Annotated in this window: 26 protein-coding genes and 1 pseudogene; 10 read left to right on the plus strand and 17 right to left on the minus strand. The window is 71.4% G+C overall.

Annotation, left to right across the window (positions count from 1 at the left end):
* Nucleotides 1–32: 32 nt before the first annotated feature.
* Entirely contained in the window at nt 33–413 is a 381-nt protein-coding gene (locus K4G59_RS16935; protein WP_231252236.1) for a type II toxin-antitoxin system death-on-curing family toxin, read from the minus strand.
* The gene (locus K4G59_RS16940; RefSeq protein ID WP_231252237.1) at nt 410–613 is read right to left on the minus strand and encodes a ribbon-helix-helix protein, CopG family; all 204 of its coding nucleotides are present in this window, start codon (nt 611–613) and stop codon (nt 410–412) included. Before K4G59_RS16940 ends, K4G59_RS16935 begins: the two co-directional genes overlap by 4 nt.
* 113 nt (nt 614–726) lie before the next feature.
* Between K4G59_RS16940 and K4G59_RS16945 the strand changes: the two genes are divergently transcribed.
* Complete coding sequence (locus K4G59_RS16945) at nt 727–1,326, plus strand: DUF5701 family protein (RefSeq protein WP_269210328.1); 600 nt, start codon at nt 727–729, stop codon at nt 1,324–1,326.
* Nucleotides 1,327–1,336: 10 nt separating this feature from the next.
* Here K4G59_RS16945 and K4G59_RS16950 read toward each other — a convergent pair whose 3' ends face one another.
* The 3 genes from K4G59_RS16950 to mmuM are packed head-to-tail and all read right to left on the minus strand — an operon-like array spanning nt 1,337 to nt 3,223.
* Nucleotides 1,337–1,846, minus strand: coding sequence for a P-loop NTPase family protein (locus K4G59_RS16950; RefSeq protein WP_231252239.1), 510 nt, complete (start codon nt 1,844–1,846; stop codon nt 1,337–1,339).
* Between the two features lie 23 nt (nt 1,847–1,869).
* Nucleotides 1,870–2,319, minus strand: a complete 450-nt coding sequence (locus K4G59_RS16955; protein WP_231252240.1) for a PaaI family thioesterase — start codon at nt 2,317–2,319, stop codon at nt 1,870–1,872.
* Between the two features lies 1 nt (nt 2,320).
* The gene (mmuM, locus tag K4G59_RS16960; protein WP_231252241.1) at nt 2,321–3,223 is read right to left on the minus strand and encodes a homocysteine S-methyltransferase; all 903 of its coding nucleotides are present in this window, start codon (nt 3,221–3,223) and stop codon (nt 2,321–2,323) included.
* Nucleotides 3,224–3,285: 62 nt separating this feature from the next.
* On the opposite strand from mmuM, the gene K4G59_RS16965 reads away from it, so the two are divergent.
* Entirely contained in the window at nt 3,286–4,077 is a 792-nt protein-coding gene (locus K4G59_RS16965; RefSeq protein WP_231252242.1) for an Fpg/Nei family DNA glycosylase, read from the plus strand.
* Between the two features lie 13 nt (nt 4,078–4,090).
* Here the strand turns inward: K4G59_RS16965 and K4G59_RS16970 are convergent, their stop codons facing one another.
* Nucleotides 4,091–6,454 carry an ATP-binding cassette domain-containing protein gene (locus tag K4G59_RS16970; protein ID WP_231252243.1) on the minus strand — a complete coding sequence of 788 codons (2,364 nt, stop codon included), beginning with the start codon at nt 6,452–6,454 and terminating at the stop codon, nt 4,091–4,093.
* A gap of 151 nt (nt 6,455–6,605) precedes the next feature.
* On the opposite strand from K4G59_RS16970, the gene K4G59_RS16975 reads away from it, so the two are divergent.
* The gene (locus tag K4G59_RS16975) at nt 6,606–7,088 is read left to right on the plus strand and encodes a pyridoxamine 5'-phosphate oxidase family protein (protein ID WP_231252244.1); all 483 of its coding nucleotides are present in this window, start codon (nt 6,606–6,608) and stop codon (nt 7,086–7,088) included.
* 4 nt (nt 7,089–7,092) lie between these two features.
* The gene (locus tag K4G59_RS16980) at nt 7,093–7,893 is read left to right on the plus strand and encodes an SRPBCC family protein (RefSeq protein WP_231252245.1); all 801 of its coding nucleotides are present in this window, start codon (nt 7,093–7,095) and stop codon (nt 7,891–7,893) included.
* Nucleotides 7,894–7,903: 10 nt separating this feature from the next.
* On the opposite strand, the gene K4G59_RS16985 is transcribed toward K4G59_RS16980, so the two are convergent.
* Nucleotides 7,904–9,019, minus strand: coding sequence for a DNA glycosylase AlkZ-like family protein (locus K4G59_RS16985; RefSeq protein WP_231252246.1), 1,116 nt, complete (start codon nt 9,017–9,019; stop codon nt 7,904–7,906).
* 208 nt (nt 9,020–9,227) lie between these two features.
* Between K4G59_RS16985 and K4G59_RS16990 the strand changes: the two genes are divergently transcribed.
* Nucleotides 9,228–9,374, plus strand: coding sequence for a hypothetical protein (locus K4G59_RS16990; protein WP_231252247.1), 147 nt, complete (start codon nt 9,228–9,230; stop codon nt 9,372–9,374).
* Between the two features lie 21 nt (nt 9,375–9,395).
* Here the strand turns inward: K4G59_RS16990 and K4G59_RS16995 are convergent, their stop codons facing one another.
* Both K4G59_RS16995 and K4G59_RS17000 read right to left on the minus strand, forming a co-directional pair.
* Nucleotides 9,396–11,201 carry an alkaline phosphatase D family protein gene (locus K4G59_RS16995; protein ID WP_231252248.1) on the minus strand — a complete coding sequence of 602 codons (1,806 nt, stop codon included), beginning with the start codon at nt 11,199–11,201 and terminating at the stop codon, nt 9,396–9,398.
* Nucleotides 11,198–12,214 (minus strand): zinc-dependent alcohol dehydrogenase family protein, encoded by a 1,017-nt coding sequence (locus K4G59_RS17000; protein WP_231252249.1) that lies wholly within the window; start codon nt 12,212–12,214, stop codon nt 11,198–11,200. The genes K4G59_RS16995 and K4G59_RS17000 overlap by 4 nt, the downstream gene beginning before the upstream one ends.
* 94 nt (nt 12,215–12,308) lie before the next feature.
* Between K4G59_RS17000 and K4G59_RS17005 the strand changes: the two genes are divergently transcribed.
* Nucleotides 12,309–13,832: a helix-turn-helix domain-containing protein gene (locus K4G59_RS17005; RefSeq protein ID WP_231252250.1), complete on the plus strand. Its 1,524-nt coding sequence runs from the start codon at nt 12,309–12,311 to the stop codon at nt 13,830–13,832.
* A gap of 212 nt (nt 13,833–14,044) precedes the next feature.
* On the opposite strand, the gene K4G59_RS17010 is transcribed toward K4G59_RS17005, so the two are convergent.
* Nucleotides 14,045–14,305: a TFIIB-type zinc ribbon-containing protein gene (locus tag K4G59_RS17010; protein ID WP_231252251.1), complete on the minus strand. Its 261-nt coding sequence runs from the start codon at nt 14,303–14,305 to the stop codon at nt 14,045–14,047.
* Between the two features lie 35 nt (nt 14,306–14,340).
* Here K4G59_RS17010 and K4G59_RS17015 point away from each other — a divergent pair, with 35 nt between their 5' ends.
* The 3 genes from K4G59_RS17015 (at nt 14,341) to K4G59_RS17025 (ending at nt 17,135) form a co-directional block, all read left to right on the plus strand.
* Nucleotides 14,341–15,147 carry a glycerophosphodiester phosphodiesterase family protein gene (locus K4G59_RS17015; protein WP_231252252.1) on the plus strand — a complete coding sequence of 269 codons (807 nt, stop codon included), beginning with the start codon at nt 14,341–14,343 and terminating at the stop codon, nt 15,145–15,147.
* Between the two features lie 3 nt (nt 15,148–15,150).
* Complete coding sequence (locus tag K4G59_RS17020) at nt 15,151–16,503, plus strand: MFS transporter (RefSeq protein WP_231252253.1); 1,353 nt, start codon at nt 15,151–15,153, stop codon at nt 16,501–16,503.
* A 251-nt stretch (nt 16,504–16,754) separates the two neighbouring features.
* Nucleotides 16,755–17,135, plus strand: a complete 381-nt coding sequence (locus tag K4G59_RS17025; protein WP_207081399.1) for an RNA polymerase-binding protein RbpA — start codon at nt 16,755–16,757, stop codon at nt 17,133–17,135.
* A 12-nt stretch (nt 17,136–17,147) separates the two neighbouring features.
* Here K4G59_RS17025 and K4G59_RS20690 read toward each other — a convergent pair.
* The 7 genes and pseudogenes from K4G59_RS20690 to kdd all read right to left on the minus strand — a co-directional run bounded on the left by K4G59_RS20690 (nt 17,148) and on the right by kdd (nt 24,201).
* Nucleotides 17,148–17,671: pseudogene (locus K4G59_RS20690) on the minus strand (FxsA family protein).
* On the minus strand, nt 17,668–18,420 hold the full coding sequence (locus tag K4G59_RS17040; protein WP_372461830.1) for a polyprenol monophosphomannose synthase: 753 nt from the start codon (nt 18,418–18,420) through the stop codon (nt 17,668–17,670). The pseudogene K4G59_RS20690 and the gene K4G59_RS17040 overlap by 4 nt, the downstream one beginning before the upstream one ends.
* Nucleotides 18,417–19,952 (minus strand): apolipoprotein N-acyltransferase, encoded by a 1,536-nt coding sequence (lnt, locus tag K4G59_RS17045; protein WP_231252256.1) that lies wholly within the window; start codon nt 19,950–19,952, stop codon nt 18,417–18,419. The genes K4G59_RS17040 and lnt overlap by 4 nt, the downstream gene beginning before the upstream one ends.
* Nucleotides 19,953–20,349: 397 nt before the next feature.
* Complete coding sequence (gene kal, locus K4G59_RS17050; RefSeq protein ID WP_231252257.1) at nt 20,350–20,763, minus strand: 3-aminobutyryl-CoA ammonia lyase; 414 nt, start codon at nt 20,761–20,763, stop codon at nt 20,350–20,352.
* Nucleotides 20,760–21,515, minus strand: a complete 756-nt coding sequence (kamE, locus tag K4G59_RS17055) for a lysine 5,6-aminomutase subunit beta (RefSeq protein WP_231252258.1) — start codon at nt 21,513–21,515, stop codon at nt 20,760–20,762. Before kamE ends, kal begins: the two co-directional genes overlap by 4 nt.
* Nucleotides 21,512–23,107, minus strand: coding sequence for a lysine 5,6-aminomutase subunit alpha (gene kamD / locus K4G59_RS17060; protein WP_231252259.1), 1,596 nt, complete (start codon nt 23,105–23,107; stop codon nt 21,512–21,514). Before kamD ends, kamE begins: the two co-directional genes overlap by 4 nt.
* Nucleotides 23,107–24,201: an L-erythro-3,5-diaminohexanoate dehydrogenase gene (gene kdd, locus K4G59_RS17065; protein ID WP_231252260.1), complete on the minus strand. Its 1,095-nt coding sequence runs from the start codon at nt 24,199–24,201 to the stop codon at nt 23,107–23,109. The genes kamD and kdd overlap by 1 nt, the downstream gene beginning before the upstream one ends.
* Before the next feature lie 166 nt (nt 24,202–24,367).
* Between kdd and K4G59_RS17070 the strand changes: the two genes are divergently transcribed.
* Nucleotides 24,368–25,834 (plus strand): KamA family radical SAM protein, encoded by a 1,467-nt coding sequence (locus K4G59_RS17070; RefSeq protein WP_231252261.1) that lies wholly within the window; start codon nt 24,368–24,370, stop codon nt 25,832–25,834.
* Nucleotides 25,835–25,969: the final 135 nt, after the last annotated feature.

Consider the following 25,969-nt stretch of genomic DNA (forward strand, 5'->3'; position numbering starts at 1 on the left):
GCTTTAGGTCTCCCCATCGCTACTTCTCTTCCCTAGTCCATCCAGCGGCCAGCGCACCTCCGGAGTACCTCTGCGATGGCATCGGTGTCGGACAGTCGTCCGTCGGCGATCGAGATGACGAAGTCGTACGCATCGTCGTCGGGTGCGTCGATCTCGACGCCGTTGAGGTCCAGGAAGACCAGCGCGGCCAACCATCCGAGTCGCTTGTTGCCGTCGACCAGCGCGTGGTTCCCCAGGAGGGACTGCAGCAACGCAGCGGCCTTCTCCTCGATGCTGGTGTAGGCGTCGTCTCCCCACAGGCGCGTCCGAGGACGGTGTGCCGCGGAGTCGAGCAGGCCGATGTCCCGCACGGGTCCGACGCCGAGGTCCTGGGCGAGCAGCAACAGGTCCTCCAGCGTCAGGTGCGTGGTCACTCGCCGAGTCGCCGCAGCACGTCGGCGTACCTCGAACGCAGTCGGGACGAGGCGTCGCGCACCGACGCCTCGTGGGCGTGCCGGTCGACGTACTCCCTGACGGCGGCGCGAGCGACGTCCTGCATCGAGCGGTCCTCGGCCTCGGCCTGCGCGCGCAGGGCCTCCGTCTCGTCGTCCGTGAGTCGCAACGTCATGGCCATGCTGGAATGATACCACTCTGGTATCAAATCGTCACTGCGTACAACACTGTCACGGGAACCCCTGCGGCGCACGACGCGTTGGACACTCGCCCGTCGTGCGTCGAGAGGAACCCATGCTGCCCAGTCCCACAGTCCAGGCTGACCGACTCATCTCACTCGGTGTGCACGAGCACGCCGGTCTCACTGCCGACCAGCTGCGAGCCGCCGCCGCGACGTCTGCTGACGGCCTGCTCGTCACCGCGGCACCGGCCTCCACGCTGGCTCCGCTGATGACCCGGGGCGAGCGGACCGGCTTCGTGGTCGAGGACATGACGGACGTGGACGCCTTCGACGCCGCTCCCCTGCCGCCGACGCCGTACGTCGTCAGCGGGCCCACCCGCGGCGACGAGCACGCGAACCGGAGCCCCGAGGAGTGCCTGCCGGAGATCCTGGCGGCGGGCCGATCGCCGCTCACCCTCGGCGAGGGGATCCACTGGGTCCTCCAGGACCCCGACGTGCTCGAGCGCAACCGGTGCTTCATGACCATCGGGTCCAGGCTGCCCAAGGCCAACGGGACCTACGACGCCCGCACGCCGGCGCTGTGGATCAGCAACGGCACCGGTCGCGACGGGCGCGAGCGCAAGGACGCGGCCAAGGTCGGGTGGTGCTGGTGGGGCAACCGGCACACGTGGCTCGGGATCGCCTCGTGCTCCGGGCGGACTCCCCTCGGCTGAGAGGGCCGCGTCAGCTCGGCTCCCAGGCCAGCACCGCGTCGCGCAGCTCGTCCGGAGGTGCGACGCTGTCGAGCGTCAGCACCGGTCGCCCCACCTCGGCGAGCCACTCCTCGTGGGCCCAGAGGCTGCGACCGGTGAACTCCGGGTCGTCGTAGCCGCTCGCCCAGGTGAGGAACTCCTCCCAGGCGCCCGGGTCGGACGTGCGCCCCTCCCGGCGCAGCTCCTCGCGGGCGTGCAGCCGGCGCATCCGCTCAGCCGGGTCGAGCCGCAGGAAGACCACCGCGTCGCACTCAGCGACGATCTCCTCGCCCCAGCCCAGCATCGAGCCCGACAGCACCCACGCCTCGCGCGGCACGAACACCCGCCGCATGAGGGTGATCCGGTCGGCCTCGGGACGTTTCTCGGCGTACGGCGGGTCGGTGGGCACCCAGAAGTAGTCGTCGGCGTCCGCGTGCGGGACCGACCACCACGACGCGAGGGTGCGTGCCAGCGTCGTCGTGCCCGATCCGCTGGCGCCCATCACGTGCAGCCGGCAGCGCCGCATCAGAACCGCCGCAGCTGATAGGTCCCGACGGTCGTGGCCACGACCTCGTCCTGCGCGTCGGTGATCGACGCCTCCAGCACGAACTCTCCCCTGCCGGTCGCGAGCGCGTCGCGGCGCACCCGCGCCACCTCGTCGTCGGACAGGCTCGTCGCGGCGCGTACGACGCCCAGCGCGGGCCGCCGGAACCGGATGGTCGACTCCTTGACGAGCGGCACGAAGCCCGCGAGCTCGCCGTCCGGGTCGAGGTCGAAGGTCGCCAGGCTCAGCACGCCACCGAGCATCTCGGCGACGCTGAACAGCGACCCGGCGTAGGTGACGCCGAAGTGGTTGACGTTGGGCTCGGCCGGCAGGTCGGCGACAGCACGGCCCGGCCCCACCTCGACGAGACGGATGCCCATCGCCTGGAGGATGGGCATCGAGGCGACGGCGTCGGCGAACCGGTCGGACACCTCACGCCCCCAGCGTCGTCCGCAGGGCCGTGACGTCCTCCGGCCCGACGCGGCAGCAACCACCGACGAGCCGGGCGCCCGAGACCACCCATGCGTCGACGTCCTGGGCGGTGAAGTCCGAGCGCCCCTCCCACTCGCGGGTCTCGGCGTTCCACGACTGTCCGGAGTTGGGGTAGACCACGACGGGGCCGTGGGGGCCGGCGAGCTGGACGGCGTCGCGGGCGTCGACCGGTGTCGTGCAGTTGACCCCGACCGCCAGCACCTCGGCGACGTCGGCCGCCATCGCGAACGCCTCCTCGAGCGGCTCCCCTGCCCGGGTGCGTCCGTCCGCAGCCGACAGGGACAGCCACGCCGGGATGCCGGTGCCGTCGAGCTCGGCCAGGACAGCCTCGACCTCGGCCAGGCACGGGATGGTCTCCACCGCCAGCACGTCGGCGCCCTCCCCCACGGTCGAGGCGAGCACGTCGAGCCGGGGTCGGTGGAAGGCCCGCAGCCCGTCGACGTCGAGGTCGTAGTCGCCGCGGTACTCCGACCCGTCGGCGAGCGCGGCGCCGTACGGCCCCACGGACGCGGCGACCCAGCCGTCCGGGGCTGCGGCGTCGCGGGCCGCGGCGGCCAGCGCCACGCTGCGGCGCAGGAGGGTCTCGACCTCGTCACGGTCGGCGCCTGCGGCGCCGAAGCCCTCGAAGGAGACCTGGTAGGACGCAGTCGTCGCGACCTCGGCGCCCGCAGCGAAGAACTCCCGGTGGGCCGCCTCGATCGCGGCCGGGTCGTCGAGCAGCAGGCGCGCGGACCACAGGTCGCTCGACAGGTCGTGACCGTGCCGTTCGAGCAGGGTGGCGAGCCCTCCGTCGAGGACGACGGGGCGGGAGGCGATGGTCTCGCGGAGGCTGTGCGGGCTCATGTCCCCCATGCTCGCAGGTGCCGGCGAGCCGTGGGGTTGGACCCGTCGGTCACGATCACGGAGTGCCAGAGGGACACACCATCCATCGACTCGCCCGCCACCACGCGGCGATGCTGGTCGGCCAGCGCATCGCCGTCGACAGTCCGCAGGGGCGCTTCGCCGACGGCGCGCGGTTGCTCGACGGACGGGTGCTCGGCGCGACCGACGCGTGGGGCAAGCACCTGTTCCACCGCTACGACGACCTCTGGCTGCACGTGCACCTCGGGCTCTACGGCAAGTTCCGCGACGGCGTCCTTCCCGCCCCGGAGCCGCGCGGGGCGCTGCGACTGAGGCTGGTCGGTGCAGGACACTGGCTCGAGCTGCGGGGACCGACCGCCTGCGAGGTGATGACCGGCGCCGAGCGCGCGTCGGTGCTCGCGCGGCTCGGTCCCGACCCCCTGCGCCGCCGACCGGACGCCGAGGCGTTCGTGGCACGCGTCCGGCGCAGCCGGGCCCCGATCGCCACCCTGCTCATGGACCAGTCGGTCGTCGCGGGGGTCGGCAACGTCTACCGAGCCGAGGTCCTGTTCCGGCAGCGCCTCGATCCCTACCGCCCCGGCCGCGAGCACGACGGCGGGACCCTGGGGCAGCTCTGGGACGACCTCGTCGTGCTCCTGCGCGCAGGTGTGCGCGCCGGGCGCATCGTGACCACCCTGCCGGAGGACCGGGAGCGTCCGGCGGGCCGGCCCCGGAGGGTCGACTCGCACTACGTCTACGGACGGGCCGGGCTGCCGTGCCGGATCTGCGGGACCCCGGTGCTGGACGCGCAGATCGCCGCCCGGCGGCTGTTCTGGTGCCCGGTCTGCCAGGGCTGATCCGGCCGCGACCTCAGGCGCCGACGTACGCCGCCAGGTGCTGGCCGGTCAGCGTCGGTGTCCCCGCGGCCACCATTTCGGCCGGGGGCCCCTCGAAGACGATGGCGCCGCCGTCGTGGCCCGCGCCCGGACCGAGGTCGATGATCCAGTCGGCGTGGGCCATCACGGCCTGGTGGTGCTCGATGACGATGACCGACTTCCCGGAGTCGACGAGGCGGTCCAGCAGCCCGAGGAGGTTGGCGACGTCCGCGAGGTGGAGGCCGGTCGTGGGCTCGTCGAGGATGTAGACGTCGCCCTTCTCCCCCATCTGCGTGGCGAGCTTCAACCGCTGGCGCTCGCCGCCCGACAACGTCGTCAGCGGCTGGCCGAGCGTGACGTAGCCCAGTCCGACGTCGGCGAGGCGCTCGAGGATCTTCCCGGCGGCCGGGATCCTCGCCTCTCCCTCGCTGAAGTGCTCCAGCGCCGCGACCACCGACATCTCGTGCACCTCGGCGATGTCCTTGCCGCCGAGCGTGTGCTCGAGCACCTCGGCACGGAAGCGGCGGCCCTCGCACTCCTCGCAGGGCGACTCGACGGTCGCCATCGGGCCGAGCTCGGTGAAGATCACGCCCGCGCCGTTGCAGGTCGGGCACGCGCCCTCGGAGTTGGCGCTGAAGAGCGCGGGCTTCACGCCGTTGGCCTTGGCGAATGCCTTGCGGATGGGCTCGAGCAGTCCGGTGTACGTCGCGGGGTTGCTGCGCCTCGACCCCTTGATCGCGCCCTGGTCGATCACGACGACCTCGTCGCGGCCGGCCAGCGATCCGTGGATCAGCGAGCTCTTGCCGGAGCCGGCGACCCCGGTGACGACCGTCAGCACGCCCAGGGGCACGTCGACGTCGACGTCGCGGAGGTTGTGTGTCGAGGCGCCGCGGACCGCCATCGCCCCGGTCGCCCCGCGCACGGACTCCTTGAGCCGGGCCCGGTCGTCGAGGTGCCGGCCGGTGACCGTGTCGCTGGCGCGCAGTCCGTCCACATCACCCTCGAAGCAGATCGTCCCGCCCTCGGCGCCCGCGCCCGGTCCGATGTCGACGACGTGGTCGGCGATCGCGATGGTCTCGGGCTTGTGCTCCACCACCAGCACGGTGTTGCCCTTGTCGCGCAGCTGGAGCAGGAGGTCGTTCATCCGTTCGATGTCGTGCGGGTGTAGGCCGATGGTGGGCTCGTCGAAGACGTAGGTGACGTCGGTGAGCGAGGAGCCGAGGTGCCGGATCATCTTCGTGCGCTGCGCCTCGCCGCCCGACAGCGTCCCGGCCGGACGGTCGAGCGAGAGGTAGCCCAGGCCGATCTCGGAGAACGAGTCGAGCAGGTGCTGCAGGCCCTTGAGCAGCGGCGCGACCGACGGCTCGTCGAGCGCGCGGACCCAGTCGGCGAGGTCGCTGATCTGCATCTCGCACAGGTCCGCGATCGACTTCCCACCGATCGTCGACCTCCGCGCCTCGGGCGTGAGTCGCGTCCCCTCGCAGTCCGGACACGTCTGGAAGGTCACCGCGCGGTCCACGAAGCGGCGTACGTGCGGCTGCATCGCCTCGGGGTCCTTGGACAGCATCGACTTCTGGATCTGCGGGATGATGCCGTTGAACGTGAGGTTGACGCCCTCGACCTTGATCTTGGTCGGCTCCGACCACAGCATCGTCTCGAGCTGCTTCTTCGTGAAGGTCCTGATCGGCTTGTCCATCGGCAGGCCCATGCCCTCGAAGAGCCGGCCGTACCACCCGTCCATGGAGTAGCCGGGCACCGTGAGCGCCCCGTCGGCGAGCGACTTGTCGGCGTCGTAGAGCGCGGTCAGGTCGATGTCGTTGACCTTGCCCATGCCCTCGCAGCGCGGGCACATGCCGCCGAGGTACACCTCCTGCTTGGCGACCTTGCGCTCGGTGCGCCCGCCCTTCTCGGTGGTCATCATCCCGCTGGCCTTGCGGGTGGGGACGTTGAAGGAGTAGGCCGTCGGCGGGCCGACGTAGGGGTCGCCGAGGCGGCTGAAGAGGATCCGCAGCATCGCGTTGGCGTCGGTGGCCGTGCCGACCGTCGAGCGAGGGTTGGCACCCATCCGCTCCTGGTCGACGATGATCGCGGTCGTCAGGCCCTCGAGGTGGTCGACGTCGGGTCGGGCCAGCGACGGCATGAAGCCCTGCACGAAGGCGCTGTAGGTCTCGTTGATCATCCGCTGCGACTCCGCAGCGATCGTGGCGAAGACGAGCGAGCTCTTGCCCGACCCGGACACGCCGGTGAAGACCGTCAGGCGCCGCTTGGGCAGCTCGACGGTGACGTCCCTGAGGTTGTTCTCGCGCGCTCCCTCGACCCGGATGAGGTCGTGGTCGTCGGCCGGGTGCGTGGTGGTCATGCGTGCTGCTCTCCCCTGTCTGCGCGCCGCGGCCTCCCGCCCGGCGGCTGCCCGTCATCCTGCCAGTACGACGTCCTGTGCGGCAGGGACGTGACAGCGCTCGCCCCGCAGGATGAGGCCCGGTCCTGGGGCGGCGTGCCATGGTCGTGGCATGACCTCACACGACGACCAGCTCGAGACCGTCGCCCGGATCATGGAGGACACGCGCATCGCGGTGCTGACCTACGTGAGCCCCGAGGGCGCGCTCGTGTCCACGCCGATGGGGACGCAGGACTTCGAGCAGCCCGGCACCACCTGGTTCCTCACCGAGCGCGACACCGACAAGGTCCGCGCCATCGAGGCCGACCCCCGCGTCAACGTGTCCTACTCCAGCGACGCCGGTTGGGTCTCGCTCTCCGGCACCGCGCGCGTCAGCGAGGACCGCGCGAAGCTCCGGGAGCTGTGGGACGCCTCCGCCGGCGCATTCATGTCGGGCGGACCGGAGGACGCGTCGAACGTGCTCCTGGAGGTCGATGGTGCGACCGCGGAGTACTGGGAGTCGCCGGGCAAGGTGAGGGCCGCCGTCGAGCTCGCCAAGGGCCTCGTCGGCCGGCACACGCCCGACATGGGCGACAACGACACCGTCAGGCTCTGATCCCGTGCTGGTCGACGCGCACGGACCCGCTGGCGCCGGTGAGGCGTGGCGGCTCTTCACCACCCCCGAGCTCTGGCCGACGTGGGCACCGCAGATCAGCTCGGTCGAGGCCTCCGACACCGTGCTGACGACGGGCACGACCGGTCGCGTCCACGGCCCGGCCGGACTCTCGGTCGACTTCACGGTCACCCACGTCGACCACGCCGAGCGCTCATGGTCCTGGCAGGTCGGACGCGGGCCCGTCGAGGTGGGCATGGACCACCACGTGCTCCCTGCCCCCGACGGCTGCCGAGCCGTGCTGCGCGTCCCGGGCCGCTCGGCTGCTGTCGCGCAGCCCTACCGGGTCCCCGCAGCGCTGGCCCTGCGCCGTCTCGTGGCCGGCTCCCCGGGCGGTGGTGACGGCGATCCCGTGGAGGAGGTGGGGACCTTCGACTTCGCCTTCACGCCGTCGTACGCCGTGGCCGGGCGTGCTTTCGGCATCACCCCCCGGACCACGACCGTCGAGGTCGGGCCCGAGTGGCTCTTCGTCCGCTACGGCCCGTGGCGCCTGGTCACCCCGCGCAGCAACCTCGCCTCCGCCGAGGTCACCGGCGGGTTCTCCTGGGTGAAGACCGCCGGGCCTCCGCACCTGTCGCTCAGCGACCGCGGGATCTCGATGACCACCAACGGTGACCGCGCGCTGTGCCTGTCCTTCCACGAGCCGGTGCCGTCGATCGACCCGACCGCCTCGATCGCGCACCCCGGTGCGACGCTGTCGGTGGCGGACCCCGAAGGCCTCGCCGCCGCGCTGGGCCTGGGCGCCTGACGACCCTGCGTCAGGCCCGGACGACCTCGAGATCGAGCCACTCCCCCAGGGCCTCGATCTCGGCGTCGACCCGAGACCGGCGACCGGCCGACCAGTCGTCGTCCTCGTGCACCGCGTCGACGACGAGCACGCCGGCCGCGGGGTCGGCGGTCGCGTCGACCTTGCCGACCAGCTCGTCGCCGTCGAGGACGGGCATGGCCCAGTAGCCCCATCGCCGTGCCTCGACCGGCTTGTACATCTCGAGCTGGTAGTCGAAGCCGAAGAGGTCCGCCATCCGCTTGCGGTCGAAGACCAGCCGGTCGAGGGGCGAGAGGATCGCAGTACGCCCCTCGAAGGCGTCGCCGTCGGCATCGTCGAGGAGCGCCGGGTCGACACGCCACTGGCCGCGGGTGCCCTCGACGCGCGCGGGCTCTCCGACGTCCCGGACGGCGTACGGCTCGTGCCAGGCCTCCAGCGCTCGCGGACGCGCCAGCCCGAGGGCGCGGAGGCGTCGTCCGGCGAGGGTGCGGTGGGCTTCCTCGGCGGGCACGGTCGGGTCGCCCGGGTGGACCCGCTCGGCGAGGTCCCACCGGCGCTCGCGCCCCTCGCGGGACGCGACCGCGACCTCACCGCGCGCCTCGAGGCACTCGAGGAGCTTCAGGACGTTCTTGTGGTCGGTCCAGCCCGTCGAGCGCCACGGCACCTCGCAGGTGTCCGGCAGGTCGCGGGCGGGCGTCGGGCCCTCCGCCCGCAGGTGGGCCAGCACGTCGCGCCGGCACCCGTCGTTGGCGGCCACCCAGTCCGCGAGGTCGTCCTGCCACGGCTTGACCGGCGGCTCCCCCGGCCAGGCGTCCATGTCGGCGCGCAGGAGGGCGACGTCCTCGGCCGGCCGGAGCAGGCCCTGCACCTCGACGACGGAGCCGTTGCCGACCAGCTCGTCGAGGTCGTCGGTCTCGTAGGCGCTCCCCAGCCGGGTCCACAGCGCGAGGTCGGCGTGCAGGGCCACCACCGAGGTGAGGTCGACCTGGAGGAATCCCAGGTGGCGGATCGTGTCGAGGACGTCGGTCGGGCGGTGCGCGTCGAGCAGCTGGGCGCGGACGGCCACGCGCCGGGCCTGCTGCCGCGTCAGCTCGTGCACCCCACCCATGACGTGATCCTAGGGGTGCGCGGACCTCTGCCCTCGCGCGCGCGGCCGGGCCACCCAGGCATGGCCCCATCGGGTCATTCGGGTGCCAGATCGGGTAAACGAGCGGGTGTCGGGCCCCGAACGGCGTCATCCGGTGCCACTCTCGACGTCACGAGGACGAGGGGCAACCGGTGCCCCCGCCCACCCGGGAGCGGGAAGGAGCCAGACCATGTGGGACACCGTCGAGACCACCACGGACCACCTGTCGCACGACCTGCCCTGCGCGGGATGCGGGCACGGGCGCCACACCTACCTGCCGTGCTCCGACACGTGCGACTGCGCCGAGGGCCGCGACCGGCTGCTCAGCGCCGTGTGACCGGCGCAGCCCAGGGCGCCCTCAGCGCTGCTTGACCCGGTCGAAGACCTTCGCCTCCAGCCGGCGCTTCATCCCCCGCCTGAAGCGCTGGTGCACCCGCTCGTGGGCGGGCGGGCGACCATCCTCGTCGAGGGCGTAGCTCGCGACCTTGGCCAGCCGGGGACGCTCGTGGTCGTCGATCACCTCGCCGGTGACCCACCACATGCGCAGGCTGGGTCCGTCGAGCTGGAGGCACGCGAGGTTGTTGTCGAACCACGGACCCTCGGCGTAGCGCCAGGTGAGCGGCGCGTCGGGAACCCGCGCCGACCTCGACGCCAGCCGGCCCACGGGCCCGGCGACCCCGTAGGACAGCACCGCGGTGGCGAAACGCATGTTGCGTGACAGGGGGTTGCGGATGGGTGAGCAGACAGCCTGGAGGATCGTGGAGCGCATCGGCGGGCCGTGTCGCAGGGGCTTGGCCTCGCTGACGTAGCTGTGGTGCACGTCGCCGGACAGGAAGGTCACCGTCGACGGCGCGGCCCCGCGCTCTCCCGCGGCCACCTCCATCACCTGGTGCACCACGTCCTGGAAGCTCTTCTGGAAGGCGCCCCAGTGCTCGAGGTCGACGAGCTGGCGCAGCCACTCCCCCGCGCGACCGCCGCGCTCACCCCAGGCGCCGTCGGCAAGGGCCTCGCTGAAGGCCTCGAGGTGGTGGAGCCCGCGGGCGAGCATGAAGGGCAGCGACGTGCCGATGAGCAGGTGGTCGACACCGCCGCGGAGCTGATCGTCGAGCCATGCCGCCTCGTCGGGGTCGAGCAGCGCACGTGCGTCGGGCTCGAGCTCACGGGCGGCCCGCGAGTCGACCACGACGAGCCGCGCCTGGGTGTCGAACTCGCGGACGTAGCTCCAGCGGTAGGTGCGCGGGTGCTGGTCGACACGCTCGGCGAAGGCGTCGAGCACCTCGCCGAGGTCGAGCTCGTCATCGCCCGAGTGGGCGAGCACCTGCGCCCAGACCTCGTCCTGGGCCCGCTCCTGCGGCGACATGTTGCCGAGGTGCTGGTAGACCCAGTAGGACCCGAGACCGGCGACGATGCGCCCGTGCCACCACGAGGTGGCCTCCATCTCGCGGCGCCAGTCCTGCGAGGTGTTCCAGTCGTCGCGGATGTCGTGGTCGTCGAAGATCATCGCGCTCGGCACGGTCGACAGCAGCCACCGGTTCGCCGGGTCCGACCACGCGAGGGCGTAGAGGTGGGCGTACTCCTCGTAGTCCTTGAGCTCGGTCCACGGCGCCTGCTCGATGTCGCGCCGCGCGCTGATGAACTCGCGCATCGCCTCGGTCGTCTCGTCGGCGTAGACCTGGTCGCCGAGGAAGAGCACCAGGTCGGGCATCCGGCTCGGGTCGAGGTCCTCGTCGTCGGGGTCCATCGGCGCGACCTGGCCGGCGAGCTCGAGCGCCCAAGCGCGCATGGCGTCGACGCCGTGCGTGCGGTTGCCCTTCTCGTCGTGGGAGACCGACGTGCGGCACGAGCCGAAGGCGAGCCGGAGCGGTCGTCCTGCCTCCAGCGTGGCGATCACCGGGGCGGGGAACGCGGAGGAGGGGTCGGGCCAGACCTGCCGACCGTCGATGTCGACCGAGTAGGTGCCGGTGCTGCCCGGCTCGAGGCCCTCGAGGCAGACGAGCGCGTAGTGGTGCCCGTGGACGGTGAAGGTCGGCGCGCTGGCCGAAGCGGCGCCGCGGGTCACGGTGACCGTCCCGCGGTCGCGGGTCTCGACCCACACTGCCGCGGACGTCTCGTCGACGTGGCGCAGGAGCGGGCCGAGGACCAGGGGGGCGTCCGAGGTGCTCACGGCTGGAGGAGGACCTTGGTCGCGCGGCGCTCGTCCATCGCACGGTAGCCCTCGGCCGCCTGCGCCATGGGCAGCGTCAGGTCGAAGACGCGTCCGGGGTCGATGGCGCCCGACAGGACACGCTCGAGCAGGTCCGGCAGGTAGCGGCGCACGGGGGCCATGCCGCCGGCGAGGCCGACGTTCTTCTGGAACATCCGCCGCACGGGAAGCTCGACGCCGTGGGGCACCCCGACAAAGCCGACCGTGGAGCCGGGCCGGGCGACGGCGAACGCCGTCTTCATCGCGCCGTCGGTGCCGACGCACTCCAGCACCGCGTCGGCGCCGACGCCCTTGGTGAGCTCGGCGATGATCGCCTCGCCCTCCTCGTCGCGCTCGGCCACGACATCGGTCGCACCGAACGCGCGGGCGATCTCCTGGCGCGACTCGTGGCGCGACATCGCGATGACGCGGTCGGCGCCCATCTGCGAGGCGGCGAGCACGCCGCACAGGCCCACGGCGCCGTCGCCGACGACGACGGCGGTGCCCCCGGGGCGTACGCCTGCGGCGACCGCCGCGTGCCAGCCGGTGGCCATCACGTCGGTGAGGGCGAGCAGGGACGGGACGAGCGCCTGGTCGGGCATCCCGTCGGTCGCGACGAGGCTGCCGTCGGCCTGGGTCGCCCGGACGTACTCCCCCTGCCCGCTCGTGGTGAAGCCGAGCTGGGTGCAGGCCGACTGGACGCCCGCGCGGCAGTGGACGCACGTGTTGTCGCTGTGGCAGAACGGCACGACGACGAAGTCGCCGACGCGCACGTCCTTCACGTCCGCGCCGACCTCCTCCACCACTCCCACGCACTCGTGGCCGATGGTGGAGCCCGCGTCGATGTCGTTGTGACCGCGGTAGGGCCAGAGGTCGGAGCCGCAGATGCAGCCGGCGACCACCTTGACGATCGCGTCGGTGGGCGCCTCGATCCGGGGGTCGGGCACCTCCTCGAAGCGGATGTCACCGGGGGCGTGGATGGTGGTTGCTCGCATGGTGGCGATCCTGCCATGCAGGCCCACCCCCGCCCACACCCCCGCGGGGACCGGCGGAGTGGCGTTATCTCATATCTGAGATACCGTGGTCGCCATGGCTGACTACAAGGGTCGCATAGGCAACCTCATCCGCGATGCGCGCAAGCACCGGGGTCTCACCCAGCACCAGCTGGCCGAGCTGCTCGGCACCAGCCAGAGCGCGATCAACCGGATCGAGAAGGGCCACCAGAACCTCTCGCTCGAGATGCTCGCCCGCATCGGCGCGGCGCTCGACTCCGAGATCGTGGCGCTCGGCGCCGGTCCCACGCACCTGCGCGTGGACGGCCCCACGACCCTGTCCGGATCGATCGACGTGAAGACCTCGAAGAACGCCGGCGTCGCACTGCTGTGCGCCTCCCTGCTCAACAAGGGACGTACGACGCTGCGCAAGGTCGCGCGCATCGAGGAGGTCAACCGGCTGCTCGAGGTGCTCAACTCGCTCGGGGTCGCGACCCGCTGGCTCAACGACGACAACGACCTCGAGATCATCCCGCCGGCCGAGCTCAATCTCGCCGCCATCGATGAGGCCGCCGCCCGGCGCACCCGCTCGGTGATCATGTTCCTCGGCCCGCTGCTGCACCGCTACGACGAGTTCGACCTGCCCTACGCCGGTGGCTGCAACCTCGGCGAGCGCACCGTCGAGCCGCACATGTCCGCGCTGCGCCCGTTCGGCCTCGACGTCAAGGCGAGCGACGGCAGCTACCACGCCAGCGTCAACCGGACCATCGAGCCCGAGCGCCCCATCGTGCTCACCGAGCGCGGCGACACGGTCACCGAGAACGCGCTCATGGCCGCCGCCCTCCACCCGGGCACGACCGTGATCCGCAACGCCTCGTCCAACTACATGGTCCAGGACCTCTGCTTCTACCTGCGCAAGCTCGGCGTTGAGGTCGACGGCATCGGCACCACCACGCTGCGCATCACCGGCCGGACCTCGATCGACGTCGACGTCGACTACTCCCCCTCCGAGGACCCGATCGAGGCGATGTCGCTGCTCGCAGCGGCGATCGTGACGAAGTCGGAGATCACGATCCGACGGGTGCCGATCGAGTTCCTCGAGATCGAGCTGGCCACCCTCGAGGAGATGGGTTTCCGCTACGACCGCTCGGAGGAGTACGTCGCCAACAACGGCGAGACCCGCCTGGTCGACCTCACGACCTACGCCTCCGACCTCCGTGCGCCGCTCGACAAGATCCACCCGATGCCGTTCCCGGGACTCAACATCGACAACCTGCCCTTCTTCGCCGTCATCGCGGCCGTCGCGGACGGGCAGACGCTGCTGCACGACTGGGTCTACGAGAACCGCGCCATCTACCTCACCGAGCTCACCAAGCTCGGCGCGCAGGTCAAGCTGCTCGACCCGCACCGGGTGCTCGTCGAGGGCCCGACCCACTTCTCCGGCGCCGAGATCGTCTGCCCGCCGGCCCTGCGCCCCGCAGTGGTGCTGCTGATCGCGATGCTCGCGTCGAAGGGCCGCAGCGTCCTGCGCTCGACGTACGTCATCCACCGCGGCTACGAGGACCTCGCCGAGCGGCTCAACGAGCTCGGCGCGAACATCGAGACGTTCCGCGACATCTGAGACGGGCAGCGTCGACCGAGGAACGAGGTCGGCGCGTGGGCGCGGCCAGATTGAGCAAGCCCTCCGAGCGAGGAACGAGCTCGGAGCGGGCGCGTCGAAATCACCCCGCTAGGACCGGTGGTTTCGAGGCTCGCTGCGCTCGCACCTCAACCAGCGAGGGCGAGGGGTGGTGCTCGACTGCTCGACAAGCGCGGAGTGCGAGGTGGTGGGCCTCAGCCGAAGAGCGTCTCGACCCAGGCCCGCGACTGCTTGCCGACCGACGGCGGTGCCGTCATGTCGGCGGTGATCCGCGGCATCGGGGCCGTGTGCTGGCCGGCGTTGCGGTGCCAGTCGGTCTCGGCCTCCACCAGCACGCCGAGATCGGCGCGCGAGAGGAAGACGCCGTGTCCCTCGGGGCACTGGTGGACGCTGGCCTCGCCGAGGGTGCGCTCGTCCATCTCGGCGTCACATCGAGGACAGGTCATGCTCTCCATCCCCCGACGGTACTCCCGAACCCCATAATTGCGCCGTGACCGCGCCGCACACGCCCGCCCCGGGCTACCTCGACCTGCCCCGTCCCCTCGCCTTCGCCCACCGCGGCGGTGCCTACCACCCTGAGATCGAGGGCCTGGAGAACACGCTCGCCGCCTTCCGGCACGCGGTGGCACTCGGCTACACCTACCTCGAGACCGACGTCCACGTCACCAGCGACGGCGTGCTGCTCGCCTTCCACGACACGGTGCTCGACCGCGTGACCGACCGCACCGGCAGCATCGCCGCCTCCACCTACGCCGAGGTGCAGCGCGCGCTCATCGGCGGCTCGGAGCCGGTGCCGACGCTGGGCGAGCTCTTCGACGCCTTCCCCGACGCGAGGTTCAACATCGACCTCAAGTCCGACGGCGCGGTGGAGGCGCTGGCGGCGTTCATCGAGGAGCGCGACGCCTGGGACCGGATCCTGGTGGGCTCGTTCTCGGCCAGGCGAATGAAGTCCTTCCGCCGGCGCACCGCGCGGCGGGTCGCCACGTCGGCGCACCCGCTCGAGGTGGCCGTGTTCGTGCTCTCCCCCAGCGCCCGCCTGGCGCGGTTGCTCACCCGCGGGCGCCCGGTGGCCCTGCAGGTCCCGCACCGGCAGGGACGGCTGCTGGTGGCCTCCGCCGGGCTCGTACGCCGTGCGCACGCGGCCGGCGTCCAGGTGCACGTGTGGACGATCGACGACCCAGTTGAGATGAACACCCTCCTCGACCGTGGTGTCGACGGCATCATGACCGATCGCACGGACATACTCAGGGACGTGCTCCGCGCCCGCGGACAGTGGAACGCACCACGTGGAGGATGAGGCATGAGCAACGTAGGCGGCGTCGCCAACCTGGAGCCGTTGGCGCAGGCCAAGGAGCAGCGCGCCTGGTACTTCTACGACTGGGCCAACAGCGCCTTCGCCACCACGGTGTCCGGCGTCCTCTTCGGGCCCTACCTCATCGCCATCGCCGAGGAGGCTGCGGTCGACGACCGGGTCTCGGCGCTCGGCCTCTCGATCGCGCCCGGCGCCCTGCCGGCGTACGTCATCACCTTCTCGACACTGATCTCCGCGCTCGTCCTGCCGCTGCTGGGGGCTGTGGCCGACCGCACCGCGCGCAAGAAGGACCTGCTCGCGGGCTTCGCGTGGTCCGGCGCGTTCTTCGCCGCGCTGCTCTTCTTCATGACGGGCGACAACTGGCAGCTCGGCGCGATCACGTTCATCCTCGCCAACCTCTGCTTCGCGGCGTCCGCGGTCGTCAACGACTCGATCCTGCCGATCATCTCGAGCGAGTCCGACCGCGACCGCGTCTCCTCGCGCGGGTGGGCCTACGGCTACGCCGGCGGCGGTCTGCTGCTGGCGCTGAACTTCGTGCTGGTGAGCTTCCACGACACGTTCGGTCTCACCGAGGGCATGGCGGTGCGCATCTCGCTGCTGTCCGCGGCCGTGTGGTGGGCGGCGTTCACCTTCATCCCGTTCCGGGGGCTCCGCAACCACCCGCCGGCCGACGTCGAGCACGTCGAGGGCGGCGTTCTGCAGCGCAGCTTCGGCCAGCTCTGGATCACGCTGAAGGAGCTGCGCAACTACCCCGTGGCGCTCACCTTCCTGCTCGCCTACCTGTTCTTCAACGACGGGATCCAGACGGTCATCAGCCAGGCCTCGGTCTACGGCGTGGAGGAGCTCGGCTTCGACCAGGGCACCATGCTGGGCGTCTACCTGCTGGTCCAGTTCGTGGCGGTCGGCGGTGCGCTGTTGTTCGGGCGCATCGCGGCCACCCGCGGGGCGAAGAACACGATCCTCGGCGGCCTGGTCATCTGGATGATGATCGTGACCGCCGGGCTGTTCATCCCGGAGAAGTCACTGGTGCCGCTGCTGCTGCTCGGCGCTGCCATCGGTCTCGTGCTGGGCGGGACCCAGGCGCTGGCGCGCTCGTACTTCTCCCTGCTGATCCCACGGGGCAAGGAGGCCGAGTTCTTCAGCTTCTACCACGCGATGGAGCGCGGGACGTCGTGGTTCGGGACGCTGGTCTTCGGCCTGGTCTACACCTTCACCGGGTCCTACCGGCCGGCGATCTTCGCGCTGATCATCTTCTTCGTCATCGGCGGACTGTTGCTGGTGCGCGTCGACACGGCCAAGGGGATCCGCGACGCCGGCAACGACGTGCCGGCCGTCATCTGACGTCCCCGCACGCCCGGATCTGCGCACAACCGCGACCACCTGCACCCCTGGGGGTGAAGTGACTCACGCGTGAGCGTGGGTTGCGACGCCATGAATCCACGGAATTGTGGCGGCCCCGCTACGGTTGAAGGATCACAGAGGGGCGAAACCCGCCGCCACGAGCGGCGTCACGGACCGCGGTCCTGTTCGTCCCCCTCACAACCCGGCAGACAATTCAACGGGTGTCAGCAACCCAACTGGAGGTGGGCACGGTGGCGGAGCGCACACTGCGTGGCGCGAGGCTCGGCGGCCAGAGTTTCGAGGACGAGCGCGGCATCGAGTTCGCGGCTCGGCAGCAGGTCGGCTATGCATGCAAGCAGGGCCACGAGTTCGAGGTCACGATGTCGGTCGAGGCCGACATCCCGGCCGTGTGGGAGTGCCCGCGCTGCGGTGCCGAGGCGCTCAGCACGGCGGGCATCCTCCCCGAGGAGAAGGTCGAGAAGCCGGCTCGCACGCACTGGGACATGCTCCTGGAGCGTCGCTCGGAGAAGGAGCTCGAGGACATCCTCAAGGAGCGGCTCGACCTGCTCCGCGGCGGAGAGATCGGCCCGGCGCACCTGCACCGCGCCAACCGCAAGAAGCGGGTCTCCTAGGCCGTACGGCAGCTAGTCGACGACGTCGCCCCGGACCACCGGCCCCTCGGCCCCCGGTCCGGGGCGTCGTGCGTCCCAGCTGGGCGCACCGGGGAACCCGCCGAGGCCCGAGCCCGGCACGACGACGAGGCGACGCTCCACCACGGAGGTCAGCAACCGGCGCGCCACCGGTCGGGTGAACGGCAGGATGAGAATGATCCCGAGCAGGTCGAGCAGGAAGCCCGGGCTCAGCATCAGGGTGCCGCCGATGAGGATCAGCGCACCGTCGGCCATCTCGCGGGCCGGCATGCGCCCCCCCCCTGCAGCGCCTCGCGCAGCGCCAGCCAGGCTCGCCCGCCCTCGCGCTTGATCAGCCACGCACCCACCATGCTGTCGAGCACCAGCAGCACGATCGTCCACCAGGGGCCGACCAGCTGGCCGACCTGGAGGATCGCCCAGATCTCGGCCAGCGGGACGACGACGAACGCGAGCGCCAGCACGGGGCGAAGCCACCGGCGACGGCGCCGGGCGGTTCGGGGGCCGAGCGGCTGGCTCACGCGTCGACCCTGGTCCGGTGCAGGCGGGCACGGCGCTGGGACAGGCCCCAGCGGGTGATCTTCTTCAGCGACTCGCTGGCCACCTGTCCGCTCATCTTGGAGTCGCCGCGCACGCGCTCGACGAACTCGATCGGCACCTCGGTGACCCGGAGGCCGCGCGAGACCGTGCGGTAGGCGAGGTCGGTCTGGAACACGTATCCAGTAGACAGCACGGACTCAAGGTCGATCGCCTCGAGCGTCGTGCGCCGGAACAGGCGGAACCCGGCGGTGGCGTCCTTGACGCGCATCCCGAGCAGGAGCCGGACGTAGAGGTTGCCGCCGCGCGAGAGCAGCAGGCGCTGGAGAGGCCAGTTCACCACGGAGCCGCCGGGCACGTAGCGCGAGCCGATCACCAGGTCGGCGGTGTGGAGCGCGTCGAGGAGCCGGTGCAGCTGCTCGGGCTGGTGGGAGCCGTCCGCGTCCATCTCACCGATGACGTCGTAGCCGGCCCGCAGCGCGACGTCGAAGCCGTGGAGGTAGGCGGCGCCCAGGCCGGCCTTCTCCGTGCGGTGCACCACGCTGATCGCGGGGTCGCGGCTGGCGAGGGCGTCGGCGAGGTCACCGGTGCCGTCGGGGCTGTTGTCGTCGACGACCAGCACGTCCACGCCCGGCTGGGCACGGCGCAGGCGCTCGACGATCCACTCGATGTTCTCCGACTCGTTGTAGGTCGGGATGACCATCACGACCCTGCCGAGCCCCTCGACACTCACGCCTGCTGACCTCGTCCCGGTGACGGTGCGACGGCGCGGTCGCCCCGTCGGCCACGACGATAGGCGATCAGGACCGCGAGCGTGTGCACGACGAGGAACATGAGCGTGAACCTCGCCGGCCACACGCCCAGGCGTACGGCGGGGGTGATCGTGGTGCTGAGCCCGACGGTCTCCACCAGCACCTCCTGGGTGCGCGCGGGTGCCGAGGCGACGACCGATCCGTCGGGGCGGACGACACCCGAGATCCCGTTGATCGCGGCCACCACCACCCAGCGCCCGGTCTCGAGGGCGCGCAGCCTGCTGATCTCGAACTGCTGGTCCAGCTGGGCAGTCCTGCTGAAGAGCACGTTGCTCGTCTGCACCGTCACCATCCGGGCACCCCGGGCGACCTGCCCGGAGATCACGTCGTCATAGGCGACGTCGAAGCAGATCGCGTCGGCCACCAGCAGGTCGGCGACCCGGATCGGGACGAGGCTGGTGCCACGGACCATGTCGCGTGGCACCAGCCGGAGCTGGCCGTAGGTGTCGGGGATCAGGCTGCCGCGGAAGGGGATGTACTCGCCGTACGGCACGGGGTTCCGCTTCGTGTAGCGGTCGGCGCTGCCCAGCCCCGGCTCGAAGACGATCCCCTGGTTCAGGACCTGCGTGTCGTCGAGCGGGTCGTCGGCGATCGCGCCGACGAGGACCGGCACACCGATCGCCTCGGTGGCGGCCTCGATCCCGGCGCGGGCGCGCTCATCGGTGAAGGGGTCGACCGCCGTGGAGTTCTCCGGCCACACCACGAAGTCCGGAGCCGGGACCAGCCCGGCGGCCACGTCCTCGGCGAGCTGCTGGGTGGCCCTCACGTGGTTGTCGGTGACCTCGCGGTTGACTGCGACGATGTCGGTCCCGTCGCCGGGGATGTTGCCCTGCACGGCGGCGACGGTCGCAGTGCCGGTCTCCTCCACCGGGACGGTGACGACCACGGGGGCGAACGTCACCACGGTGAGCGCGCCGACCGCGGCGTACGTCATGGGCGTGGGCGTCCGGAGGCGGAGCAGCACCCATGCGAGCACCGTCCCGGTGAGGGCGACGAGGAAGCTCACCGCGGTCATCCCGATCCACGGGATGGCGTCGGCCCAGGGTGTGTCCGCGGTCGCGTAGACCAGGCGACCGAAGGGCATGCCGCTGAACGGGAAACCGCTGCGCCAGGTCTCGACGCCGACCCACCACAGGGCTGCCCACACGGGCCACCCACGCTGTCGGAGGCTCCAGGACAGCCCGATGCCCAACGGCACGAAGAACGCCGCCTCCAGGGCGCACATGGCGACCCAGGCGTCGGTGCCGACCGACCGCATCCACACCATCACCGCATAGGTGAACGTGATGCCGAACAACAGGCTCGGGAGCCAGGCACGCCGCGCGCGCAGGCCGCGCACCGAGAAGACCAGCGCTGCGATCGCCGGCGGCATGAGCCACGACCAGCCGATCGGCTCGAAGGCCGCTGCCAACACGAGTCCGCCCACGAGGGCGAGGAGGCAGCGCTGGAGCACGCCCCAGACCGTAGCCGACGGCTGCGCACCTGCAGCGGTGCGGGAGGGACGCAGGGGCTTCGGACCAACGCGCGACCGACTGGCTGGCGATCACGCGAAGTTGTCTAAGGCCCCGTGGTCCCTCCCGCATCCGGCCCCCGCGGGGCGCTGTCGACGGGACGCCGGACGGAAGGCATCGCTGGCTTCGCGTACCCCACGTCGGACCTCCCGGTGTCGAAGGCGCCACCCACGAGCTGCACAGGCGGACCCGGAGACCTTCTCGCCGTCGCCGCGGAGTGTCAACACGCCCCTGACCTGCCAGAACGCGCGTTGTCGCAGGTCAGCGACGTGCAGTCGCCGAGAACTCACCGAGAAAATTTCACCTGGATCGGCGTGTCGTGCCGTGACACGCCGACGGTCAGAACTGCGCGGGAGGTACGACGACGGTGCCGGTGGCGGTGGTCGCCACCACCGGCGGGTCGAGGACCTCGGCAGCGCCGGGCGCCGCCTCGGTCGGAGTGCCGCGTCCGACCACGTGGACGGCGAAGTCCATCACCCGGCTGCGGGTCCCCTCCCTGACGAGGGTCGCGGTGATCTCCAGGACGTCGCCGGCGCGCACCGGGGCCTTGAACTGGACGTCGGAGTAGGAGGCGAAGAGGCCCTCGTCGCCGTCGAGGACGATGCACATCTCGGTGGCGACGTCGCCGAAGAGCCCGAGGCTGTAGGCGCCGTCGACGAGGTTGCCGGCGTAGTGGGCGTGCGAGTAGGGGACGTAGCGCCGGTGGGTGATCACCGTGCCGACGCGGTCCCCGGCGGGGCGGACGTCGCTCATGAGGCCTTCTCCTGGGTGGGGGTGCGCGGGCCGGTGAGCCGGTGCACGATGAAGGACGCGACCTCGCCGGGCGTGGTGCCCCGGCTGAAGACGCGGTCGACGCCGAGCTCGTCGGCCATCGTCTCGTCGAAGCGGGGACCGCCCACGACCAGCAGCGGGCGCCGGGCGGCAGGATAGGCCTCGCGGAAGGCCGCGGACATCTCGCGGGTGTTGAGCAGGTGGGCGTCGCGCTGGGTGACGACCTGCGAGACGAGCACCGCGTCGGCCTTCTCCTCACGAGCCGCCTCGACGAGCTGCGGGACGGAGACCTGGGCGCCGAGGTTCACGACCTTGATCTCGCGGTAGTACTCCAGGCCCTTCTCCCCCGCGAACCCCTTGATGTTGAGGATCGCGTCGATGCCGACGGTGTGCGCGTCGGTGCCGATGCACGCGCCCACCACCGTGAGCCGACGGCGCAGCGAGCGCTTGATCGAGGCGTTGGCCTCCTTCGGCGTGAGCAGCGGGTAGTCGCGCTCGACGACCTCGACCGTGCTCGGGTCGACGAGGTGGTTGACCCGGCCGTAGACGACGAAGAAGGTGAAGCCCTCCCCCATCGGCTTGGCGTGCACGACGAGCGCGGGGTCCATGCCCATCTTGTTGGCGAGCTGGACCGCGGCGCCCTCGGCGACCTTGGAGTGCTCGATCGGCAGCGTGAACGACAGCTGCACCATCCCGTCGCCGGTGGTGTCGCCGTACGGGCGGATGAGGCTCACTTCTCCCCCTCGAGGATCTCGGTCGCCGGGTTGTAGTAGTCACGGGCCTTCCTCGCCACGCCGTCCAGGCCCCTGCCCTTGTCGGCGGGCCGCTTCATCAGGCCGAACGTGCCGTCGGCGATCGCGGCCAGCAGCGGCGGGTCACCGGCGGAGTCGGTGTCGTCCTTGATCTCCTGGAGCAGCCCGATCGCCTCGCCGAGCACCTCGCGGGCGCGCTGGGCGATGAAGCCGTCCGGGGCGGGCCGGAAGTCCTCGCGGAGGTTGCCCGCAGCGTTCATGACGTAGCGGACGTTCTGCAGCGCGAGGTCGCGGTCGGAGATCCACGGCGTCACCACCGCCTCGGTCATCATCCCGACGAGCAGGATGCCCTGGCCGGTGAGCGCCCCGACGAGGTTGAAGAAGCCGTCGAGGAGGTAGCCCTTGAAGATGTCACCGGTCATGTGGCGGGTGGGCGGCATCCACTTGAGCGGCGCGTCCGGGAACAGCTCGCGGGCGAGCATCGCGTGGGCCAGCTCGAGGCGGAACGAGTCGGGCACCTCGGGGTCGATCTCGAAGGCGTGGCCCAGGCCGAGCTGCCAGTCCTCGAGCCCGGCCTCCTTGGCGAAGTACTCGTTGAGCAGCTGGCTGGTGGTGACCGTGTGCGCGGCCTCGACGGCGTCGGCGGTGGTGAGGTAGTTGTCCTCGCCGGTGTTGATGATGATGCCGGCCCGGGCGTGGACCTGCCGGCTGAAGCGCTGGTCGACGAACGTCCGGATCGGGTTGATGTCGCGGAAGAGGATGCCGTACATCGAGTCGTTCAGCATCATGTCGAGGCGCTCGAGCCCGGCCAGCGCGGCGATCTCCGGCATGCACAGGCCCGAGGCGTAGTTGGTGAGCCGGACGTAGCGGCCGAGCTCCCTCGACGTCTCGTCGAGCGCTGCGCGCATCAGGCGGAAGTTCTCCTGGGTGGCGTAGGTGCCGGCGAAGCCCTCGCGGGTCGCGCCCTCGGGCACGAAGTCGAGCAGCGACTGCCCCGTCGAGCGGATCACCGCGATCACGTCGGCGCCCTCGCGGGCCGCGGCCTGCGCCTGCGGGATGTCCTCGTGGATGTCGCCGGTGGCGACGATGAGGTAGATCCACGGCTTGCTGGGGGCGTCACCGACCTTCGCGATCATCTTCTCGCGAGCGGCTCGTTGGCGGTCGATCTGCCTGATGCCGGCGCCGACCGCCTTGCGCGAGGCCGTCCGCGCGCGCGTGGCGTCCTTGCCCTCGGGGACGCGGAAGGTCACCGACCCGGCGGCCGCCTTCTGGGCGAGGGTGAGCAGGTCGTCGCCCTCCCCGCGCAGCAGCGCGTCCCACGCCGGGAGGCTGACACCGTGCTCGAGGCCGACGTCGGCGCGGACGGCGTCGGTGAGCCGGTTGACCCACGGGGTGCCGTCGGGGTCCGCGCCGCCGAGACCGGCCAGGCGCAGCGTGGCGCGCTCCACCGACACGGTGGTGTGGCGGGTCGCGAGGTCGACGATCGGCTTGCCGACCTGGCGGGCGAGCGTGCGCGCGCGGCGTACGTCGGCGCGGTCGATGCCGAGCTGGCTGACGGGCCTGCGGGCCGCCATCAGAGCCTCCGCTCGAAGAGCGCACGGACGCCGGCGTCGGCGCGCAGCAGCTCCATGGCGTACGCCGCGTGCCCGGGGACGTAGCCGTTGCCGACGAGCATGCGCACGTCGGCGGCCAGGCCCTCCGCGCCGAGTGCGGCGGCGCTGAAGCTGGTGGCCATGGAGAAGAAGATGACGGTGCCGCCCTCGGCGGTGGCGAGGATCGCGCCGCCCTCGCAGCCGGGGACGTCGACGCAGACGACGGTGACGTCGGCCGGGCCGCCGGCAGCGGTGACCGCCTCGCGCAGCGCGATCGGGTCGCGGGCGTCGGCGACCGCCACGGCGTCGGCCAGCCCGGCACCGGTGAGCAGGTCGTGCTCGCCCTGGTGGGGCACCACGCCGATGGTGCGGGTCGCGCCGGCGGCGCGCGCCGCGGCGAGGCTCAGGGAGCCCGACTTGCCCGCTCCGCCGATGACGGCGACGACCGGGGCGCCGGTCCCGTCGAGCGTGGCGCGGGCGGCGTACTCCTCCACCACGCGAGCGGTCAGGGCGGGCGCGCCGCACACGTCCATCACGCTGAGCGAGAGGGCCGGGTCGAGGTCGTCGGGGATGACGGCGGCGATCGAGCGGCCGAAGAGGATGGCGTAGCCGTCGCACGGCACCTGCTCGCTGCGACCGTCCCAGGCGGCGAGGCCGTCCTCGATCACGAGCGGGGTCAGCGTCAGGCTGATCAGGGTGGCGACACGGTCGCCGACCGCCAGGCCCAGGGGCGAGGCGGGCCCGACCTCCTCGACCGTGCCGACGAGCATCCCGCCGGACCCGGTGACCGGGTTCTGCATCTTGCCGCGGGTGGCGACGATGCCGAGCACCTCGGCGCGTACGCCGTCGCCGCTGGTCTCGCCGTACTTCGTGTGCGCGCGCTCGAGCTGGCGGAACGACGCGGCGTCGAGGTTGAGCCGCTCGACCCGCACGCGGACCTCGTCGGGCCACAGCTCGCGCCGGGTGTCGAGGCGCTGGGCGGCCTGGGGCAGCACGACGGCGTCGTCGAGGACGCGGTGCAGGCCGGTCGGATCGCCGGCCCGCAGGCCGGTCTGGAGGTCCGAGGTGGGGATCATGCGGTGCATCCTTCTATATTTCAGCAGTTCGGCCGCAAATCTTGCGGCGTGGCATTGGACTCGCCGCATGTTCTCCGCGTACTCTCCCAGATGTGTCGCCGACCACACAACCGGCGCGCCGCACGGCCACACCACGACCCGCTCGGGTCGGCACCAAGGAGATCTCATGAGCCTCGAGACCGCCACCCACCTCGGGCCAGGCCTCGCCAACGGACAGCCCTACCCCTACCAGCGCGTCGAGCTCGTCGAGCCCGACTGGACGCGGTTCCCCGGCTGGGCGGGCGTCACCGCCGAGGAATGGGCGTCGGTGCAGTGGCAGCGCGCCCACTGCGTCAAGAACGTCAAACAGCTCCGCGAGCTGATGGGCGACCTGCTCGACGACCGGTTCTACGCCGACCTCGAGCGCGACCAGGCCGAGCGCGCCACGATGTCGATGCTCGTGCCGCCGCAGATGATGAACACGATGGTTCCCGCAGCGTCGCCTGCCGGTCCGGGGTCGCTCACCGAGGCGTTCTACGCCGACCCGGTCCGTCACTACATGATCCCGGTGTTCAGCGACCGGCGCACCGACTGGCCCTCGCACCCGCACGCCGCGCGCGACTCGCTCCACGAGCACGACATGTGGGCGACCGAGGGGCTCACCCACCGCTACCCCACCAAGGTGCTCGCGGAGCTGCTGCCGACCTGCCCGCAGTACTGCGGCCACTGCACCCGCATGGACCTCGTCGGCAACTCGACCGTCGTCATCGACAAGCTGAAGTTCGCCGGCAAGCCCCACGACCGGCTCGGCGACATGCTCGACTACCTGCGGCGCACGCCGTCGGTGCGCGACGTCGTCGTCTCCGGCGGCGACGTGGCCAACATGCCGTGGCCGCGCCTCGAGGCGTTCCTCATGTCGGTGATGGAGGTGGACAACATCCGCGACATCCGCCTGGCGACCAAGGCACTGATCGGCCTGCCGCAGCACTGGCTGCAGCCCGACGTGGTCGAGGGCGTCTCCCGAGTGGCCGGGGTGGCGCGCTCGCGTGGCGTCTCGCTCGCGATGCACACCCACGCCAACCACGCAGCCTCCGTCACGCCGATCGTCGCCGAGGCGACCCGCGCGATGCTCGACGCCGGCCTGCGCGACGTACGCAACCAGGGCGTGCTGCTCAACGGCGTCAACGCCGACCCGCACGCCCTCCTCGACCTGTGCTTCCGCCTGCTCGACGGCGCGCAGATCATGCCCTACTACTTCTACATGTGCGACATGATCCCGTTCTCGGAGCACTGGCGGGTCTCGCTCGCCGACGCCCAGCGCCTCCAGCACCACATCATGGGCTACCTCCCGGGTTTCGCGACGCCGCGCATCGTGTGCGACGTCCCCTTCGTCGGCAAGCGCTGGGTGCACCAGAACGCCGACTACGACACCGAGCACGGCATCTCCTTCTGGACCAAGAACTACCGCACCTCGATCGAGTCCGACGACGCCGAGGCGCTCTCGCGCCACTACGAGTACTACGACCCGATCCACACGTTGCCCGAGTCCGGCCAGCAGTGGTGGGAGGAGCACGGGCGGCTCGACGAGGCCTCGCTGAAGGCTGCGGAGATGGCCGAGGCGTCCAGGCGTACGGCGGCGCTCCAGGCTTGGTGAGGTCGGGATCCGCGGTCTTTTCGGGATCTGGGGCTGTCTGTTCGGGATCCCCGGCTGGCCGGTGATCCCCTAGGTTGTCGGCCCTTGCACGGCCTGACAACGTGCGGGAGTCCCTGACAACCTCTCCGCCGCGGC

The sequence above is a fragment of the Nocardioides furvisabuli genome (assembly GCF_021083185.1).
Classification (GTDB): domain Bacteria; phylum Actinomycetota; class Actinomycetes; order Propionibacteriales; family Nocardioidaceae; genus Nocardioides; species Nocardioides furvisabuli.